At 57.2% G+C, this 17,863-nt stretch carries 17 protein-coding genes and 4 pseudogenes; 17 read left to right on the forward strand and 4 right to left on the reverse strand.

The genetic code is table 11. The features are described from left to right. The first annotated feature begins 333 nt into the window (after positions 1-333). The 7 genes and pseudogenes from BJ985_RS00585 (at position 334) to BJ985_RS00610 (ending at position 4,240) form a co-directional block, all read left to right on the forward strand. A complete protein-coding gene (locus BJ985_RS00585; RefSeq protein ID WP_179386255.1) occupies positions 334-507 on the forward strand; it encodes a hypothetical protein in 174 nt (57 codons plus the stop codon). Between the two features lie 241 nt (positions 508-748). Then, on the forward strand, positions 749-1,330 hold the full coding sequence (locus BJ985_RS00590; RefSeq protein ID WP_236587067.1) for a hypothetical protein: 582 nt from the start codon (positions 749-751) through the stop codon (positions 1,328-1,330). A 4-nt stretch (positions 1,331-1,334) separates the two neighbouring features. Continuing rightward, on the forward strand, positions 1,335-1,571 hold the full coding sequence (locus BJ985_RS00595) for a hypothetical protein (RefSeq protein WP_005323717.1): 237 nt from the start codon (positions 1,335-1,337) through the stop codon (positions 1,569-1,571). A gap of 101 nt (positions 1,572-1,672) precedes the next feature. Beyond that, a pseudogene (locus BJ985_RS11815) lies at positions 1,673-2,015 on the forward strand (transposase). Between the two features lie 55 nt (positions 2,016-2,070). Further along, positions 2,071-2,931 carry an IS3 family transposase gene (locus BJ985_RS00600; RefSeq protein WP_306454639.1) on the forward strand — a complete coding sequence of 287 codons (861 nt, stop codon included), beginning with the start codon at positions 2,071-2,073 and terminating at the stop codon, positions 2,929-2,931. 338 nt (positions 2,932-3,269) lie between these two features. Next, positions 3,270-3,656 carry a hypothetical protein gene (locus BJ985_RS00605; RefSeq protein ID WP_005329067.1) on the forward strand — a complete coding sequence of 129 codons (387 nt, stop codon included), beginning with the start codon at positions 3,270-3,272 and terminating at the stop codon, positions 3,654-3,656. A 108-nt stretch (positions 3,657-3,764) separates the two neighbouring features. Continuing rightward, a pseudogene (locus BJ985_RS00610) lies at positions 3,765-4,240 on the forward strand (gluconokinase). 197 nt (positions 4,241-4,437) lie between these two features. Here the strand turns inward: BJ985_RS00610 and BJ985_RS00615 are convergent. Then, the gene (locus BJ985_RS00615) at positions 4,438-4,779 is read right to left on the reverse strand and encodes a hypothetical protein (RefSeq protein WP_236587068.1); all 342 of its coding nucleotides are present in this window, start codon (positions 4,777-4,779) and stop codon (positions 4,438-4,440) included. A gap of 25 nt (positions 4,780-4,804) precedes the next feature. Here BJ985_RS00615 and BJ985_RS00620 point away from each other — a divergent pair, with 25 nt between their 5' ends. After that, positions 4,805-5,674: a patatin-like phospholipase family protein gene (locus BJ985_RS00620; RefSeq protein ID WP_179386257.1), complete on the forward strand. Its 870-nt coding sequence runs from the start codon at positions 4,805-4,807 to the stop codon at positions 5,672-5,674. Positions 5,675-5,826: 152 nt separating this feature from the next. Next, entirely contained in the window at positions 5,827-7,392 is a 1,566-nt protein-coding gene (locus BJ985_RS00625; protein WP_179386258.1) for an aspartate-alanine antiporter-like transporter, read from the forward strand. 73 nt (positions 7,393-7,465) lie between these two features. Here BJ985_RS00625 and BJ985_RS00630 read toward each other — a convergent pair whose 3' ends face one another. Both BJ985_RS00630 and BJ985_RS00635 read right to left on the reverse strand, forming a co-directional pair. After that, on the reverse strand, positions 7,466-9,100 hold the full coding sequence (locus BJ985_RS00630) for a peptide chain release factor 3 (protein WP_179386259.1): 1,635 nt from the start codon (positions 9,098-9,100) through the stop codon (positions 7,466-7,468). 24 nt (positions 9,101-9,124) lie between these two features. After that, positions 9,125-9,961 (reverse strand): SDR family NAD(P)-dependent oxidoreductase, encoded by an 837-nt coding sequence (locus BJ985_RS00635; protein WP_179386260.1) that lies wholly within the window; start codon positions 9,959-9,961, stop codon positions 9,125-9,127. A gap of 80 nt (positions 9,962-10,041) precedes the next feature. Between BJ985_RS00635 and BJ985_RS00640 the strand changes: the two genes are divergently transcribed. Together BJ985_RS00640 and BJ985_RS00645 are read left to right on the forward strand one after the other, a co-directional pair. After that, positions 10,042-11,394 (forward strand): TrkH family potassium uptake protein, encoded by a 1,353-nt coding sequence (locus tag BJ985_RS00640; protein ID WP_080971212.1) that lies wholly within the window; start codon positions 10,042-10,044, stop codon positions 11,392-11,394. Continuing rightward, the gene (locus tag BJ985_RS00645; RefSeq protein WP_023021931.1) at positions 11,387-12,079 is read left to right on the forward strand and encodes a potassium channel family protein; all 693 of its coding nucleotides are present in this window, start codon (positions 11,387-11,389) and stop codon (positions 12,077-12,079) included. The genes BJ985_RS00640 and BJ985_RS00645 overlap by 8 nt, the downstream gene beginning before the upstream one ends. A 9-nt stretch (positions 12,080-12,088) precedes the next feature. Here BJ985_RS00645 and pth read toward each other — a convergent pair whose 3' ends face one another. Then, positions 12,089-12,736 (reverse strand): aminoacyl-tRNA hydrolase, encoded by a 648-nt coding sequence (gene pth / locus BJ985_RS00650; RefSeq protein WP_049360533.1) that lies wholly within the window; start codon positions 12,734-12,736, stop codon positions 12,089-12,091. Between the two features lie 35 nt (positions 12,737-12,771). Here pth and BJ985_RS00655 point away from each other — a divergent pair, with 35 nt between their 5' ends. The 6 genes and pseudogenes from BJ985_RS00655 to BJ985_RS11825 all read left to right on the forward strand — a co-directional run bounded on the left by BJ985_RS00655 (position 12,772) and on the right by BJ985_RS11825 (position 17,755). Beyond that, the gene (locus tag BJ985_RS00655; RefSeq protein ID WP_179386261.1) at positions 12,772-13,755 is read left to right on the forward strand and encodes a nitronate monooxygenase; all 984 of its coding nucleotides are present in this window, start codon (positions 12,772-12,774) and stop codon (positions 13,753-13,755) included. A gap of 64 nt (positions 13,756-13,819) precedes the next feature. After that, positions 13,820-15,274: a glyceraldehyde-3-phosphate dehydrogenase gene (locus tag BJ985_RS00660; protein WP_049360537.1), complete on the forward strand. Its 1,455-nt coding sequence runs from the start codon at positions 13,820-13,822 to the stop codon at positions 15,272-15,274. Between the two features lie 344 nt (positions 15,275-15,618). After that, positions 15,619-16,210: pseudogene (locus BJ985_RS00665) on the forward strand (recombinase family protein). A 396-nt stretch (positions 16,211-16,606) separates the two neighbouring features. Then, on the forward strand, positions 16,607-17,083 hold the full coding sequence (locus BJ985_RS00670) for a hypothetical protein (RefSeq protein ID WP_179386263.1): 477 nt from the start codon (positions 16,607-16,609) through the stop codon (positions 17,081-17,083). Positions 17,084-17,152: 69 nt separating this feature from the next. Continuing rightward, positions 17,153-17,431, forward strand: coding sequence for a pentapeptide repeat-containing protein (locus BJ985_RS11850; RefSeq protein ID WP_179386264.1), 279 nt, complete (start codon positions 17,153-17,155; stop codon positions 17,429-17,431). Positions 17,432-17,556: 125 nt separating this feature from the next. Then, positions 17,557-17,755, forward strand: a pseudogene (locus tag BJ985_RS11825) (hypothetical protein). Positions 17,756-17,863: the final 108 nt, after the last annotated feature.

Genomic DNA, 17,863 nt, shown 5'->3' on the forward strand with positions numbered 1-17,863 from the left:
GCGGCTGGGGAACAACATACTATAGGCACTCTTAGTGTTAATCGGGTGACCAGGCATTTTAGTGCCTGGCAGGTTTTATCGCACGTGCGATAAAGTGGGGGCATGGCAGCCCAAAAAGAAGTCTGCGAAAGGTGCGGGAAACCAATCCCGCAACGGGCGGATCCGCGCGGTCGGCAGGCCCGGTTTTGCTCGGGTGCGTGCCGCGCTGCTGCCTCGCGTGAGCGCCGTAAGCGAGAGCATCAAGAGGAGCTGGCGCAGGCGCATGAGCAAGCCACGTTGAAGCTGCGCACCCCCAGAGAGGAGGTAGCTGACGCGGCTCGCGTCGTTAGAGAGATGACCCGTGATCTCCGGATGGGGCGTGAGTTTCACGTCAGTGATGAGCACCAGGAGTTAGTGCTTGCGGTGCGTGAGTTTGCCGAGCTTATGGATAAAAATGCGCGCCGTTCTGCTGCCCCTGCCGGCTTGAATCGTGCCGCCCGTAGGGCAAAGAAAAAGCGCCGACATTAAGTGCTCGCCTAATTCTCTGCCGGGGCTTCCATAGTTGGATGGGGATTATGTGTATTTCCTCTAAGGGTACCCAGATTGTATAAGTGCTGAAAATTTCTCCGATAGGTGTTACCGTATCGACGCTATGAATTTAAATGAAGGTTTATATTTTCATAGCAATCTGTTTTCGATTGTTTCTTACGGAATTTGAGAACAGCTCCCTTCCGAAATCTAGCTCTCCATTTTGAAAGGCTAATTCTTCATGGTCACTAAACTAGGGCGTAAAGTCCCAGCTGCTGCTTTAGCTCTAATTCTTTCTTGCACTTCTGCTGCGGTAGCAAATGCAGATACGCAGAACGCTGAGAACATTCAGAAGCCAGAGCCTATTACCACTCACGAGTTGTCTCCTGCTGATATGGATGCGGCACAGCGCAACATGGAAACTCTTTTCACCACGCTCCTGCACCAAGACAATGGAAAGTGGGTAGTGAATGAGAAAGAGGCTCGAGAGACAGGTACCTCTGTCAAAGAACTGCAGACAATTGCAAACTCACTAAACGGTCGGGATGCTAATGGCAAGCCTCAAATTTCTACCTACCACAGTGTGAAGTCGCCTGAATACCGTAAGTGCGTTCTCAACGCGGTCGGTCTTGGCGGTCTAACGGCTTCTGCTGCTGGTGGCGGATCGCAATTGGCGTATCTTATCGCGGTTAAGAACTGGAAAGAGGTTGCCTGGGTTCTGGCTAGGCTCGTAGGCGTTAACGCTCTTAAGGGGGGCGTGGCAGGAGCTGCTGCTGCACTTGCTGGTGCGGGAGCATGGTGCGCAACGAAGTGGGCAAGCTAAGCAAATGAGTCTTGCTAAGTTTGTTCCTGCCCCCAAAGCCGCACAGGACTCTGCTCGATTTGTTCAAACTTATCTGTTGGATAAATCAGCTCGCGAATTCTTCCTCCAGGAGCGAATGAAAGATGTAGTAGCTCTTGCCAAACAAGGGAATTGGTCTGAGGCATCTAAGGAGTTCCGCGAGCAGACAGGTGCGGATATTAAAATGAGTGTCTTTGCAGCGCAAATTGCTGCGATTGTTTAGGTGCAAAGAAGCGACTGTTCAACAGGTGTAATGCGCTTTCCTAAATAAGAGTTTTGAGACACGATAAAAGACTAAATGAAGTGTCCCAGGTTTTGTTCCGTTTGAGTAGATGGGAAAATCTGGAATATGCCAAGAAAATTTGACCAGGATGCAAAGGACCGTGTGGTCCGTCTTGTAGAGGACCGCATCTTGGCGGAAAATATGTCGATGCAAGCCGCGTGCCAGGCAGTAGCTCCTAAGTTGGGAGTTTCATGGCACACGGCTCGTCAGTGGACCCAGCAGGCCCGTCGTGCCGGAAACATCCCAGAACCTGTGCCTGAAGACTTGGCTGCGGAAAACGCGAGGTTACGCCGTGAAAATCAAGAGCTACGCGACACTAATGAGCTGCTGAAGGCTGCCTCAGCTTTTTTCGCGTCGGAACTCGACCCAAAACGTCGGAAATGATCCGATTCATCGATGAATACCGGAGTAGTTTTCCGTCGAATTCATCTGTAAGACGTTGAAGAATAATCGCGCTGGTGGGTTTATCACCTCGCGTGGGTATCGCCAGTCCAAGGCCCGTGGATTAAGCGCTCGTCGCCTTCGTGATGCTGTGCTGGTTGAACACATTAGAACTGTTCATCGGGATAATTACGGCGTCTACGGCGTGCGGAAAATGTGGCATGCACTCCGCCGTGACGGAATTGAAATCGGTCGTGAACAAACTGCCCGTTTAATGCGCCTGGCCGGTGTTTCAGGCAAAGGCAAAGGCAGATCACCACTTACAACCCGTAAGCCTAATGTGCCTGATCTGCGCCCGGACTTGGTCGAGCGTGAGTTCAAAGCCCCCGGCCCGAACAAGCTGTGGGTGGCTGACATTACGTATGTGCGCACGAAGAAAGGCTTTGTGTATGCCGCGTTTGTCACCGACGTTTACTCTCGACGGATCGTTGGGTGGGCGTTATCAGACTCGATGCGCACCGAAGCGTTGCCGCTGCAAGCTCTCAATCAGGCGATCGCGTGTGCTGAGGAAACAACAGGTCTCATTCATCATTCGGATCACGGCTCGCAGTATGTCAGCGTTGTCTACAACGAGCGTCTTGCCCAGCACGGGATTGCCGCTTCCACCGGAACTGTCGGGGATTCCTATGACAATGCTCTGGCGGAAAACGTTAACGGCTCCTACAAGAACGAGCTAATCCATACTCGCAGGTGGGATGAGGTTGTCGAGGTGGAAATCGCGACGTTTGAGTGGGTGTCATGGTGGAACGAGACGAGGCTTCACCAAAGCTTGGGATACCGTACCCCAGTCGAAGTGGAATCCGAATTTTGGAAGCAGAACCCGCCGCAAGTAATAATGAAAATCAAGGCAAATGCCTAGGAACAAAACTCGGGGCACTTCACACCGTGCCTGAGGTGATTGAAACCTGGCGGCGGGAAAACCCGGTGAAGACTACGCCCACGGCCAGATCTGGACACAAGCCTCGGCTGGGACAACGGCGCCCATGATTGGCGGCCAGCCCCCGTTGGCGCGGCGAGCCTGGCTGAGGTCGTAACGAATCTCGTGGCTGCCGGTGCTAGCCTGCTGGGGGTGCTGCCGCGTGGGGCCACTGAGATACGCCAGCTGCGCGCTTCCATCCTTCGCGCAACAAGCGGTTCCTCTGGACAATAGCGAAGGAATACCAGGACAACCCCAATGCACGGGGATACAATATTGCTATGAAAAAGTCTTCTTTCCTCGCAGCATGCGCTGCGTTCCTCGTCGCATCTCTGTCCGTACCCGCCGCCAACGCCGAGTTGACCCAGACTGAGCGGGACCAATTCCGTACCGACCCCGTTGGCGCGATTGCCTGGCAGGCCATCAAGGGCTCTTCCGAGTATGTGCGTGCCGATGGTGACACCATGATGGCCGCGTCCTTCTTCTCCATGACTTCGCCGGGCGACGACATCGGCCTGCCGGCCTTGCAGAACTGCGCCGAGCGGGTCGGCTCCTCTGCTCCGGTGGGTGGCGTGCGCTACGTGGCGGCTGCCCTGTGCGCGACCTTTGACCCGACCACACGCGGCGAGGTGCAGCGCGCGAACCTCATGTACGCGCCGCTGGGTTAAACCGCGCTTTATCGAGCCGCACGGTGGTTGCGTCATGTTGCGTTGAATCGCGCTGCGTCAGGCAGTACGCAGTGCGTACGATTTGGTGGGGTGCTGCAAGGAGGGATGATGCGCAAGCAGGTGGTGATCAAGGGAGTCTCGAGCTGCGGTAAGTCCACTGTCGGGGAGTTGCTGGCGCAGCGCACGGGCCTGCCTTTTCGGGATGGGGACGATATGCATCCGGCGGCGAACATCTAGAAAATGGCCTCGGGGCAGGCCCTTGACGACGCCGACCGTAAGCCCTGGCTCGAGTCCTTAGGCCGCTTTCTCACGGACTAGGACGCCGGTGCCATTGTGGGCTGCTCCGCACTCAAGCTCTCCCACCGCGACATCATCGATACGATCTTTGTGGGCCTGCACGGCTCTTATGAGCTGTTCAAGGAGCGCATGAGTCAGCGCTCTGGGCACTTCATGCCGGTCGTCCTTCTGGACTCGCAATTCGAGACACTCGAGGAACTGCAGCCGGGGAAGCGGGCATCGTGCTGGATGTCAGCGAGGCCCCAGAGGAACTTGCCGCCGAGGCGGCTGAATACTTACGGGGTTAGCTGGCGCTTCCCGACTTAGGGCATGTGTGGGTGAGTAACGTTTCTCTTGACATTGCTACCTGGTGGTATTTGGCGGTGGGGTGGGATTGTTCCGCACTAAAATGGCCTAAGTCAGGTGGAATCGGGGCGCGCCAGGCGCGGGGACTGCGCGCCGGTTAGCCGGGCAAGTGCATCTTTTAATCCCATGGGAGCCCAGTCTAGTGAGCGCTCACGGTGATGGTGCGGCAGCGCTCCAGGTCGAAATAGGCACGTTGGCCGGTGGCGGCAACGCGCTCGCGGGCCACGGACTCATCGTGGGTTACGGCCGTGGCGAGGAAGACGAGCGGACCATCCGGCTGGCGCCATGTGCCGAGATACCGCGCGCCGTGTTCCTTGGCTAAGGCCAAGGCTTTGCTCACCGCGGCCGGGGTAGGCTCCGTCACCCGCAGCAGCGCCTTCCCGGTGGGGTTATAGGCGAACCCGGTGCGGGGCTGCTGGCCGGTTTCGATATCGAAGGTGCCTTCTTCGTCCGCGAGCAATTGCCGGAAAATACGCTTCATTGGGCCCAGCGTAGTATGGGGCACCATGATTGACGCCAGCAACACCGCACTCGTTATTGAAGGCGGCGGCATGCGCAATTCCTATACGGCCGCCTGCATGGTCAAGCTCATCGAAGAGGGCGTGGACTTTGGCTGGGTAGGCGGCGTCTCCGCCGGGGCATCGCATACCGTTAATTACTTGTCGCGCGATGCCCGCCGCGCCGAAGAGTCTTTTACGGACTTTGCTCAAAGCCCCAGCTTCGGCGGAGTGGGTTCGCTGGTGCGTGGTAGCGGGTATTTCAATGCCGAGTACATTTATGAGCGCGCCGCGGACAAGGATTTGCCCTTTGATTGGCAGGCTTACCGTGAGCATCCGGCCGATATGGTGCTTGCTGCAGCGCGCGCCGATACCGGCGAGTCTGTTTATTGGACGCGCGAGGACATCCACACCCCGGAAGATCTCTTCGTGCGCGTGCGCGCTTCCTCCACGCTGCCGCTGATTATGCCGATGCGATTTATCGACGGCGCGCCGTACGTGGACGGTGCTTTGGGCTCTTCCGGTGGCATTACCATTGCGCAAGCAGAAGAGGCCGGATACGAGAAGTTCCTGTTTATCGGCACTAAGCCGCGCGGGTATGTGCGCCCTGAGGTGGCGCGCCCAGCCTTCGTCCGCCGCATCTTCCGCAGATACCCCGCTATTGCCGACGCCCTCATAGCCCGCCCCGCCCTCTATAACGCGGCCAAAGACCGGCTTTTGGAATTGGAGCGCCAAGGTAAGGCGCAATTATTTTTCCCGGACGATATGCAGGTGACCTCTACCGAACGCAACGTGCACAAGCTGCGGGCGAACTATCAGGCGGGGAAAGCCCAGACCTACACGGAGTGGCCACGGTGGAAGGAATTCCTCCTCGATTAGTTCACTATGGGAGTTTCCTGTGAGATGTGCCGCTGCTGGGGGTGGGTGGCCCCTGACGAAAAGGGCTTAAGCAGTAGCGATGCCATTGGTGGTCGTTAAAGAATGTGCCTTTCACGTGGCACTTTGGGGGAAGATGCCTAAAATATTCCAGCGTGTTAGCAATTTTTGATGGAAATATATGGCTGAGCATCTTTTTCATAGTGCTGCTCGGCACGCTATTTGGCATGATCCCCTTCGGTCCGCTGCGCTTTGGCGCGGCGGGCACGCTGTTTATGGGCTTGGTCTTCGGCTCGTTTATTGATCTAGATAAAGACATCTTAAGCTCCCTGCAAGAGCTGGGATTGGGACTCTTTATTTATATGCAGGGCCTGTCCGCCGGTGAGCGCTTCTTCAAGGGCTTTTCCAAGCAGATGAAGCACATGCTCACGGCGGCCATTGCGATTGTGGTGGCCGCGGGCGCAGCCCTCCTCTTTGGCGGCATGCTGGGGCTGGATACCCTGGCTTCCGTTGGTGTATTCGCCGGCGCCACGACCTCGACGCCGTCGCTGGCAGTTGCCCAGCAACAAACCGGTGAAGAGCTACCCGCCGTGGGCTACTCGCTGGGCTATCCCGTGGGCGTAGCGGTGGCCATTTTGGTTGTGGCATTCCTGCTCAAGCAGAATTGGCCCGCCAAGCACGATAAGGACAATTCTGCCTCCAAGATCTTCCGCTCCCGCACCATTCGCGTTACCAAAGACGTGAACTACGATGATTTGGAAGAACAGTTCAAGGATCACTTTGTTATCGCTACCATTCGCCGCGGTAATAAGGTCCGTGTTGCCGGCGATCGCCCCGAATTACACAAGGGCGATATCCTGCGCGTTATGGTCACCAAGGCTAAGGCCCGTGAACTGACCCAAATGCTGGGCAAGCGTCAGCCGCAAACTCCGTTCGTGGATAAACGCCTGGTCATCGAAAACGTGGCTATTTCTAACCAAGATATCGCCGGCCGCACCGTTGAGGAGCTCAACCTGTTCTCCCGCTATGGCGGTCGCATCGTGCGCGTGCAGCGCGGCGATGAGGAATTCTTGGCCAATAATGAAACCCACTTGGCTTCTGGCGATATGCTGGAGCTCATCGTGAAGTTTGACCGCTTGGGCGACATCAAGGATTACTTCGGTGACTCAATTAAGTCCTACTCCGAGCTGAACTGGGTGGCCCTAGGCGGTGGCCTCTTTTTGGGCTACCTGCTGGGCCAGGTCGTGGTACCGATGCCAGGTGGTGCTTCTTTCGAGCTGGGCTTCGCGCTCGGCCCGCTGATTACCGGCCTTATCCTCGGTGCGCTGCACCGGACCCGCCGCATCCCATGGCAGGTGCCGGCCTCCATTAATACTGCCTTCCAGCAGTGGGGCCTCGTCATCTTCTTGGCGTCTGTGGGCCTCTCGTCTGGCGAGGCATTCCTGTCCACCGCCTTCTCCTGGATGGGTCTGAAGTGCATGATCCTCGCCGCCATTGTCACAGTGGTGGTTTCGATCCTATTCGCTGTAGCGAATCGCTTCATGGGTCAGTCCGAAACCCGTACCTCCGGCGGACTCTCTGGCATCTTCGCTCAGCCCGCCGTGGTCAATTACGCCACGGGGTTGAGCTCCGACTCGCGCATCATGACCGGTTATGCGGCCACCATTGTGGTGGCGCAGGTGGTCAAAATTGCCGTTGTCCCTGTGATGTTGATGGTTTAACACGCAACGGAAAAGGCCGCTTCCTAGAACGGGAAGCGGCCTTTTTTCTCTGCCGTGTGAAGCTGTGTGGTTTCTAATCCGCCACGAGGGTTTCCATGGTGAGCTCTGGGTGTTCCTTCTCAATGAAGGCGAGCTTCCACTTATCACCAAAGAGCGCGATGAGCTCGCCATCTTGGCGGGTAAAGATTTCCACGCCGCGCTGACGGCCGAGCTCTGGGGCGGATTCGGCATCGGTGCGGCGAGCCACGGAATAGGGGATAGGCTCGGTGACGGTTTCCACGTTGTATTCGAACTCCATGCGGGCCTGCATGACCTCGAACTGCATGGGACCAACCGCCGCCATCACCGGGGAGGCATCGCCACGCGCCTCGTTTTTGAGAATCTGGACCACGCCCTCGGCCGCCAGCTGCTCCAGGCCCTTACGGAAGGCCTTGTACTTGCCCAGCGACTTCGCGCGCAGAATGCGGAAGGCCTCCGGCGCGAACTGCGGCATGGGTTTAAATTGCACCTTCTTGCCGGAATAGATGGTGTCACCAGGGGCAAGCGAGCCGGCGTTGACCAAGCCCACGATATCGCCCGGATAGGCGGTGTCCACGGTATCGCGCGTGCGACCAAAGACGGTCAGGGCGTACTTGGTGGAAAAGCTGCGGCCGGATTGGGCGTGGTTGACCTGCATGCCGCGCTCGAATTCACCGGAAACCACGCGCATAAAGGCGAGATTATCGCGGTGCTTTTGGTCCATGCCCGCCTGGACCTTGAAGACGACGCCCGAGAAGTCATCGCTGACCTCGCGGACTTCATCAATGGCGCTGGTGGCAGCCTCAACTGCCTTCGGATCGGATTCGCGCGAGTGCGGAGCCGGGGCAATGGCGCACAGGGTGTCCAAAATCTGGTGCACACCAAAGTTCAGCATCGCAGAAGCGAAGATGAGCGGGGAGGTCACGCACTGCTCAAAAAGTTCCTGGTCATGTAGGGCACCATCGGCGGCAAGCAGCTCGGCTTCCTCCACTGCGGTCTCCCACACGTCTTCTTCCTTTTCACCGGCGGCATCCGGATCGAAGTGTTCCTCCGGTGCGATGGTAGAACCACCGGCGGTGCGGATGAAGTGAATGTACTCATCGGCCTCGCCATCATCGTTGATATGCGCTAGGCCGCGGAAGTCACCGGCAATGCCTACTGGCCAGTACAGGGGAGTGGGCTGCAGTTGGATTTCGTTGACGATTTCATCGACAAGCTCCAAGGGCTCGCGGCCCACGCGGTCCCACTTATTGATCACGGTCACGATAGGCAGGCCGCGGGCCTTGCACACGCGGAAGAGCTTGAGGGTCTGGGGCTCGAGGCCCTTGGCGGCGTCGATAAGCATGACTGCCGCATCCACCGCGGTGAGCACGCGGTAGGTATCCTCTGAGAAGTCCGCGTGGCCCGGGGTATCAACCAGGTTGATCATGTAGGGCTCGCCCTCGTGGCCCTCCGGTGCATACTCGAACTGCAGCGCCGAGGACGCCACGGAAATGCCGCGGTCCTTTTCCATATCCATCCAGTCAGACACGGTGGACTTGCGGTTGCCCTTGCCGTGGACCGCGCCGGCCTCATTAATAACGTGCGCGTGCAGCGCCAGCGCCTCCGTCAGCGTGGACTTACCAGCATCCGGGTGGGCGATAACGGCAAACGTGCGGCGGCGCGAGGCCTCAGAAACGACAGAACTCATGCGGCATAGTCTAGTGGTTTCGCGCTACCACTCCACATTGAGGCGGCGCCCCAAATCATCAAAGACGCGGCGAGCCACCGACAGCTTCTTCGCAATGGGGCGCTGGAGACCAGGTTTGCGCTTGTCGTTGTAGTATTCGCCGGACTCAAAGTGGATTCCCTCGGTGCCGGTTAAAAAGTAAGCGAGGTTATCGCCGCCGTCGGCAGGCTTGCCAAAGGTCTTGCCGATCAGCCCGGAATACATCTTGGACATTAGGCCAGTAGAAGACTTGGAAAAGTCCGTGGCAAGCACGCCAGGGTGGAAGGAGACCGCGGAAAGCCCGTGGGCATCTATATAACGGGTGAGCAGGATATCGCCCAACTTGGCGTTGCCATAAGCACGCTCGGGGCTAAAGCGCTCCACAGTATCGGGATCGTTTGGATCAAAGTAGGACATGAGAAAATTGGCCAGCGAAGCGGTCTGGACCACGTTGGCAGAATCTGCGCGCAGCTTCTCGCGCAGCAACGAGGTCAACAGGAAAGGTGCAACCACGTTGACCTGCCAGGTGCGCTCAAATCCATCAGCAGTGGTGGAGGGACCATCGAAAATGCCGCCGGCATTATTGCCTAGCGCATGGATATGCTCCAGCTCGCTCAACTCTCCGGCCAAGCGGCGCACCTGCCCCAAAGACTCGAAATCGGCAAGGAAGTACTGGCCGCCCACTTCCTGTGCCACCGCGCGCGTCTTCTCCGGATTGCGGCCAATGATAACCAGGTTGTCTTGCGGGCGGGTGCGGTGCAACTGGCGTGCGGCCGCGGCGCCCAGCCCGCCCGATGCGCCCGTAATCACAATCGTCTTGGCAGTGCTATGTGGCGAAGTCATAGCCCCAATCTTAACGTCGAGGCGGGGGTAGTGCCGGCTAGCAGTTTCCCTGCGCCGAAAGCAGGTCTATACTTCCGCTCGTGAAACATCTGCTTTCCATACGGCAGTGGGGACCGGCGCGCTTAACCGCCGCCGGCTTTCTTTTGCTCATTTTGCTGGGAACGGTTTTGCTCATGCTGCCGTTTGCCGAGGCCGGCACCGCCCGCGCTTCTTTTTTGTCTGCGCTTTTTACCGCTACGTCTGCGGTATCGCTCACCGGACTTATCGTGGTGGATACCGGTAGTTTTTGGAGCCCGGCCGGCCAAGTGGTCATCTTGGCACTCATCCAACTAGGTGGCTTGGGCATCATGTCCCTGGCCTCGCTATCCGGCCTGCTTTTTACCGGCCGGATTAGCTTCAAAGCACGCAAGACGGGTGCCTATGAGGGGCGCCCCATTGCTCCTGGCGGAATTCGCAAGACGCTGATTTTTACCTTTGCCTTTACCGCGGTAGCAGAGATCATCATCGCTGGCATCGTGGCTGCGCGGTTGATGATTGGCTATGGTCATTCCTTTCCGCGCGCGGTATGGGAAGGCATCTTTCACGCCATTTCTGCGTTCAATAACGCGGGTTTTAGCACCAATAGTGATAATCTGGTGCCCTTTGTTGCAGATGCCTGGATTCTGCTGCCCCTGGCCGCCGCCCTGATAGGTGGTGGCTTGGGATTTCCGGTATGGGCAGAGCTGGTACGCCTCGTGCGCCGCAACCGTTTCGTGGTCCACCGCATCTCCATTACCGCGCGCATGACATTGACCGCTACGGCTGTACTTTTGCTCGCCGGTGCGGTCTTTTTTGCCTGCATGGAATGGACCGGGCTGTTGTCGTCCATGTCGCTGGGAGAAAAACTACTCAACTCTTTCTTTGCCAGTGCATCTCCGCGCACGGCCGGCTTTAATGCCATCGATTACGGGCAAGCTCACCCCATTACCCTGATGGGCACCGATATTTTGATGTTCATCGGTGGTGGCTCGGCCGGTACCGCCGGCGGCATCAAGGTCACCACCGCGTGCGTGCTCCTGGCAGCCATGGCAGCAGAGTTCACCGGGCGCGAAACCACCACCATCGGGCACCGCAGCCTTCCGCGCTCGGTGACCCGCCAGGCCCTGGCCTTGAGCTTTGCCGGAGTCATGGTGGTCACACTCGGCGTGGCGGCCCTGCGCTTTTTCGATCCAGAATTCAGCGGTGACCAAGTTTCTTTCGAAGTGCTCTCCGCATTCGCTACGGTGGGCTTGTCCACCGGAATTACCGCGAGCCTATCTGCACCCTCGCAGATAGTGCTGTGCCTCATTATGTACCTGGGCCGTGTTGGCCCAACCACCTTGGTAGCGGCGCTGGCTGCAAAAACCGTAAGTCGACGTTTTAGCTATCCCGAAGAAAGGCCGTTCCTTGGCTAATATTCTCAAGGCGCTGGGCCGCACCCGCGCCGGCATCGATATTCCACCCGTCGTCGTCATCGGACTGGGGCGCTTTGGCTCCTCGCTAGCCCATGAGTTGATGGCCAATGGCGTTGAGGTCCTTGGCATCGATTCCAGCGAAAAGCGCGTGCGCGAAGAGGCACCATACCTTACCGAGACCATTGCGGCAGATACCACTGACCCGGAAGCCCTGCGCCAGCTGGGCGTGGAAGAGGTCGAGCGCGTCATCGTCGCTATCGGCTCCCACCTAGAAGACTCCATTCTTACCGCATCTAACCTGGTGGAGCTGGGGGTGAAAGATATCTGGGCCAAGGCAGATTCGGAGGCGCATGCGCGCATTTTGAGCCAGATTGGCACTCACCATGTCATCCGTCCAGAGCGAGATACGGGCCGCCGCGTGGCCTACCTTTTGGGCGGGCGTTTCCGGGATTTTGCGGAGATTGCCACCGACTATGGCGTGACCCAAATGGCCGTTCCTAGCTCATTGGTGGGCCGACCGCTCGACCTTTCCGCCATCTGGCGCACCCACCGCGTGCAATTGGTTTCGGTGCGTTGTGCGGAAGGGCAGTGGGCCCCGCTTGCCGACGCCACCGAACTTGCCCCCACCGATTTCATCGTCGCCGCCGGCAGCCCGCAGGCCCTAGAGAAATTCTCCCAGTGCTAGCGCGAGTGGTTAACGCGAGTGGATCTGGTTTTGGGCTTTGCTTAGCCCTTCGGTCACGATGAGCCGAGCCGCCTTAGCTGCAGTGGCAATGGCGTCGTCAAAGTCCGCGCCGGTATCCACCGGGCCTAATACATAGTCTGGAATCGACGAGCCCTTGGGCGGCCGTGCAATGCCAATTCGTACACGCAAGTAGTCGCGCGTGCCTAAGCGCTCGGTGAGGGACTTTAGCCCGTTGTGCCCGTTTTCATTGCCACCCTGCTTGAGCCGGACCTTATTGGCCGGCAGATCGAGCTCATCGTGGAGGACAATCACATGGTCTGGAGCGATTCCTAATTGCTGCGCTAGCGGTGCCACAGGATCCCCCGACAGGTTCATAAAGGTGCCCGAACGCACGGCAAGTACTTTGTGGCCCTCCCAATTAAGTGAAGCTACCTGCAGATCTAGCCCGCGCACCGGTTCGAGGACATCTCCGCCTGCAGCCAGTAGATCGTCGATGGCCATATAGCCCACATTGTGGCGGGTAGCGGCATACTTCGCGCCGGGGTTGCCCAAGCCCACGATAAGCCAGTCTGCCTCCAGATCATTCGGATTGAGCCCCGGTTGCGTCTTTTTTCCTGCGCCAAAGATCCGCGCGAAAAAATCTCCTAAATCTGCCACTGCGCTAGCTTCCTCTCTCGGTAGGGTGGGGTGGTATGAGTCAGGTTATTAGCTCCCTTTCCCGTAACGTAATTCCCGCGCCAATGGCCGGTGGTCCCACCACCCCGGAACTGGTGCACGCAGCTTTTGCGGCCGGCTCTTTCGGCACCCTAGGTTTGGGCTCTGCCAGCATCGACTCTGCTCGCACACAGATAGAACAGTGCGCCGGAATTCCGTTCGGGGTGAACCTCTTTTGCCCTCAAGATCCACTTACCGAGCCGTACTTGGCAGCTGCACGCGAGTTGGCTCAAGCAGAAAACCAGCCGCTACCCGAGCCCGACTACTCCTTTGGCTATGCAGAAAAGCTGGAGCTAGCCCTGCGCGGCGGCGCTCGGGTGGTGTGGTCCATGTTTGGAACCTTTAACTCTGATCACGTAGAGCAAATTCATGCCGCAGGAGCAGAGGCGTGGACCACCGTTACCACCCCTACGGAGGCAATTGCGGCCGCACGTGGCGGCGTCGACGCGCTGTGCGTCCAAGGTCCGGCGGCTGGTGGACACCGTGGAACCTGGGACATAACCGCGACTCCTGATTCCAGGCAGTTGGAAGAGCTAGTATCCGACGTGCATGCCGCTGTGCCTGAACTTCCCCTTATCGCAGCCGGTGGCCAGCGCACCGCGGCTGATGTAGCCAACGCTATGTCCTGGAGCGGAGTTGCCGCCTGCTCTTGCGGGTCCGCCTTTTTGCTCGCCGCAGAGGCCGGCACGAGCGACTATAACCGGCAGCTTCTTCGCCGTGGTGGAAAGACCGTGTCCACACGTGCTTTCTCAGGCCGCTTCGCCCGCGGCTTGGAGACCGAGTACACCCGGAGACACCCTGACTTGCCCCCGGTCTACCCACTTTTGAATCCGGTGCTAAAGAAACGCCGTGCGCAGCACGATGATGCCGTGGCCTACTGCCTCGTAGGTGAAGAGGTAGCCAAAATTAACGGGGGTACTGTGGCCGACATCCTTAACCGACTATGCCAAAACCCACACTAGTAGGCGCTAATATTTATGTTTGTAGATTCAATGCCACCCCCGTGACAGAAAAGGAATGAATTACGTGACCGCGAACGCACATGTTGGCCATGATGATTGGAACGAGCGCCTTGAGCTGGCGCAGCAGATGATTCCACTCATCCACCAGCTGCACCGCAACAATAACGTTGTCACCACCATCTTCGGCCGCCCGCTGGTGGGGCAGACCGATATCGACATCATCAAGTCTCACCGTTACGGTCGCCGCATTGCGCAGCGCCACCTGTCCACGGCGGAGACCTTGCCAATCCTGGTGGAATTGGCAGACATGAACCTAGGCGCCGCTAGCGTGGATCTGGGCCGCTTGGTTCTGGGCTGGGAGGAGTCCAACGAGGAAAACCTCCGCATGTACCTGGAAGGCGAGCTGTGCGAGATCGTCGGTGCTGGCGTGGATCTGGAAACCACCGACGTCGTTCTCTACGGATTCGGCCGTATCGGCCGCCTGCTGGCCCGCCTGCTCGTCGCCCGCGAGGCAGCTTATGGTGGAGTCCGCCTGCGTGGCATCGTCCTGCGCAAGAAGGGCGATGGGGACATCCTCAAGCGTGCCTCCTTGCTGCGTCGCGATTCCGTCCATGGCGCTTTCAACGGCACCATCTCCGTGGATGAGGAAAATGAGGTCATCTGGGCCAATGGCACCAAGATCCAGATGATCTACGCTAACGATCCTTCCGAGATTGACTACACCTCTTATGGCATCAACAACGCCATCTTGGTGGATAACACCGGCGCGTGGCGCGATCGCGAGGGCCTGTCTCAGCACCTCAAGGCCAAGGGCATCTCTCGCGTGCTTTTGACCGCACCGGGCAAGGGCGATATTAAGAACATCGTCTACGGCATCAATAACGAAAAGATCACCGATGAGGATCAGATCCTCTCCGCCGCATCCTGCACCACCAACGGCATCACCCCAGTGCTCAAGGTCATCAACGACCGCTACGGCGTAACCCACGGTCACGTGGAAACGGCACACTCGTTTACCAATGACCAGAACCTCATCGATAACTACCACAAGGGCGACCGCCGCGGCCGTGCCGCAGGCCTGAACATGGTGCTTACCGCTACCGGTGCTGCTAAGGCTGTGTCTAAGGCCCTGCCGGAATTTGAGGGTAAGCTCACCGGCAACGCCATCCGCGTTCCTACCCCGGACGTGTCCATGGCCGTGCTTAACCTTGAGCTGGAAAAGGAAGTAGAGCGCGAAGAGGTCAACGACTTCCTGCGCAATGTCTCTCTGCACTCTGACCTGCGTCAGCAGATTTCCTACATTGCCTCCCCAGAGGTTGTTTCCTCTGACTTCATCGGCAATACCCACGCTGGCATTGTCGATGGTGTTGCCACCATTGCTTCCGGCAAGCACCTCGTGCTTTATGTGTGGTACGACAACGAGTTCGGTTACTCCAACCAGGTAGTACGCATCGTAGAAGAGCTGGCGGGTACCCGCCCGGTTGTTCTGCCGAAGCGCGTATCTCCTGCTGAGCTTTAAGGCTCAGTGGTCTAAAGCCCGCGGTTATCCGCGGGCTTAAGTCGTTTTCCAGGGCTTAGGGCTAAACGTTTGTGATTCAGCGTGTTGGTGGGGTTAGATTTGGTCTTCTTGGATGCTGATTGAATGGTTGGGGCACCCCAGCCGGTGTAGCTGGGGCCCGACCCCGGAAAGTAGACACGTCGGGGGTTAGCTATGCTGCTTGGGGCACTTCATCTTTACTTGCTGACGCTGATGCTCTCGACGGCATTCAGCTTTATGCCCTCTCGGATGCAATCGAGTCGTATCGTGATGCGGTCAGAGAACAGGAGAATGCTGCCTTTTACACCCTCGCGGGGCGAAGACTAATGGCCAAAAGCTCTGGTTCGCGTGGGCAGCGGGTGGGCTATATCCGGGTTTCCACAGTGGAGCAAAATAATCAGCGCCAGAAAGAACTACTCAATGCTTCCGGCAGGATTGACCGGTTCTTTGAGGATAAGATTTCCGGCCGCACTAAAACTGCACGCCCTGGACTGAGGGAGTGCATGACCTATGTGCGCGACGGTGACGAGCTCGTCGTGTCGTCGATTGACCGCCTCGCCCGTTCGCTGACAGATCTGCGCGGGATTGTTGATGAACTTACCGGCAAAGGTGTGACTGTTACCTTCCTGCATGAGAATCTTATCTATGCGAAAGGCACCACGGATCCGCGCGCGGATTTAATGCTCGGCATTTTAGGTTCGTTTGCGGAGTTTGAGCGGGCATTATCCGCGAGCGCCAGGCGGAAGGTATTGCGTTGGCGAAAAGGCCGGCAAGTACAAGGGCCGCAAACCTGCTCTAAGCCCAGAGCAGGTGGCAGAGATTAAGCGGCGCGTATTGGAGGGGGAGTCGAAAGCAGCCTTGGCGCGGGAATTCGGAGTCACTCGCCCTACGGTGTATCGGGCGTTGAAAAACGCCTAGGGCGGTGCAGCCGTATCGGTAAATCTGCACACCTGTCAGTCCCGCCATACGGCAGAAAATACGCTAAAACACCCTCTTGGCACATGCCCGATATGTAGGGAAGTTATTCCGCACAGATTGTTCTCCTGTTATGACACCTTCGCGATACAGATCGGCCACTCATCCAGTTTGTATTTCATATCACGCATATGAGCATTCCCTTCGTTAATTAGAGAAGGTACTTTTAGGATAAGTAATTTTCTACGAGTGGGAGACTCTATCATGCGGAAATACTGGACCAAAAACGCACTAGGCAAGACAATGGCTGCTCTACTTCTAATGGCTAATTTGTCTTAACCAGCTGCCAATGCATCTACCTCTGCCCCTACAGAAGATTTCGGGGTAATCCCAGGAACAGTGGAAAGCTATGACTCTACAGCGGAGGAAATCTTGTCAGAAGCTGCCGCTTCGAAGAACTTCGACACTTCTGTCGACTCGGAATTATCTTTCTTTGGAAATAAAGGCCCTTACACTATCGTGTCGCAGTGGACGGATAAGAATGGAAAGCTGGTTTACCTTCGGGAAAAGGCTCGGGCGAAAAACCAGAACAAACACGGTCTATCCATTCGTGCTTCACAAGCTTCAACAAAATATGCGCCAAAAATTAAGCGCTCCGGCGACCGCTATGAATATCGCCTGCCCATGGATCATATTTCCTGCTCAGGTTGGGGACCTTTTAAGAAGTGCCGGAAAGTTGAAACCACAGATATATTAACAGTGGTTGGTTTCAACAAGATAAGGGACGGCAAACCTTACGGAGTTGTAACCACCCACTGCCTTGGCTACCAAGGCCGTTGCCCGCAATGGATTATCAATTCACCGCAGATTAGATAGCAAATGTACAAAACGATGCCTCAATCGTGGGCCACGGAGCTCGCTGGGAAAGACATTTCCGGGAAAGATATGTCCAACTATGACCTGACGGATATCAATCTCGAAGGAAGCATATGCAAAGGATGCTCGTTTCGCGGCTCCATGGTGGCATGGGCTAACTTGAAATCGGCGGATTTCACCGACGCAGATTTTACGAACGCAATTCTTAGCGAGTCAGACCTTCGTGGAGCGACATTAACGCGCGCGAATTTTACGAACGCATATCTGGTACCTGTTACCGCCAGTCCAAGGCAATTCTCTGAATGTACAGGTTGGGATGCAAGTAATGCGATACTTTATAGCCCCTGATTGCGCCTACGCGAATTCCGTTCAAGCCCTACGGTGTATCGGGCGTTGAAAAACGCATAGCTACCGCGATGGGGCGGGTGAATATACGCCCCACAGTACATGCCGTATGGCAGGACATATGTGAAGTGTCCCAGGTTTTGTTCCGTTTGAGTAGATGGGAAAATCTGGAACATGCCAAGGAAATTTGACTAGGATGCAAAGAACCGTGTGGTCCGTCTCATGGAAGACCGCATCTTGGCGGAAAATATGTCGATGCAAGCCGCGTGCCAGGCAGTAGCTCCAAAGCTGGGGGTTTCGTGGCACACAGCTCGTCAATGGACTTAAGCCTGCCCGCCGTTCGGGAAACGTCCCAGAGTCTGTGCCTGAAGATTTGGTCGCCGAAAACGCGAGGCTACGCCGTGAAAATCACCAGCTACGCGACACCAATGAACT

It is taken from the genome of Corynebacterium tuberculostearicum (assembly GCF_013408445.1).
Classification (GTDB): Bacteria; Actinomycetota; Actinomycetes; order Mycobacteriales; family Mycobacteriaceae; genus Corynebacterium; species Corynebacterium tuberculostearicum.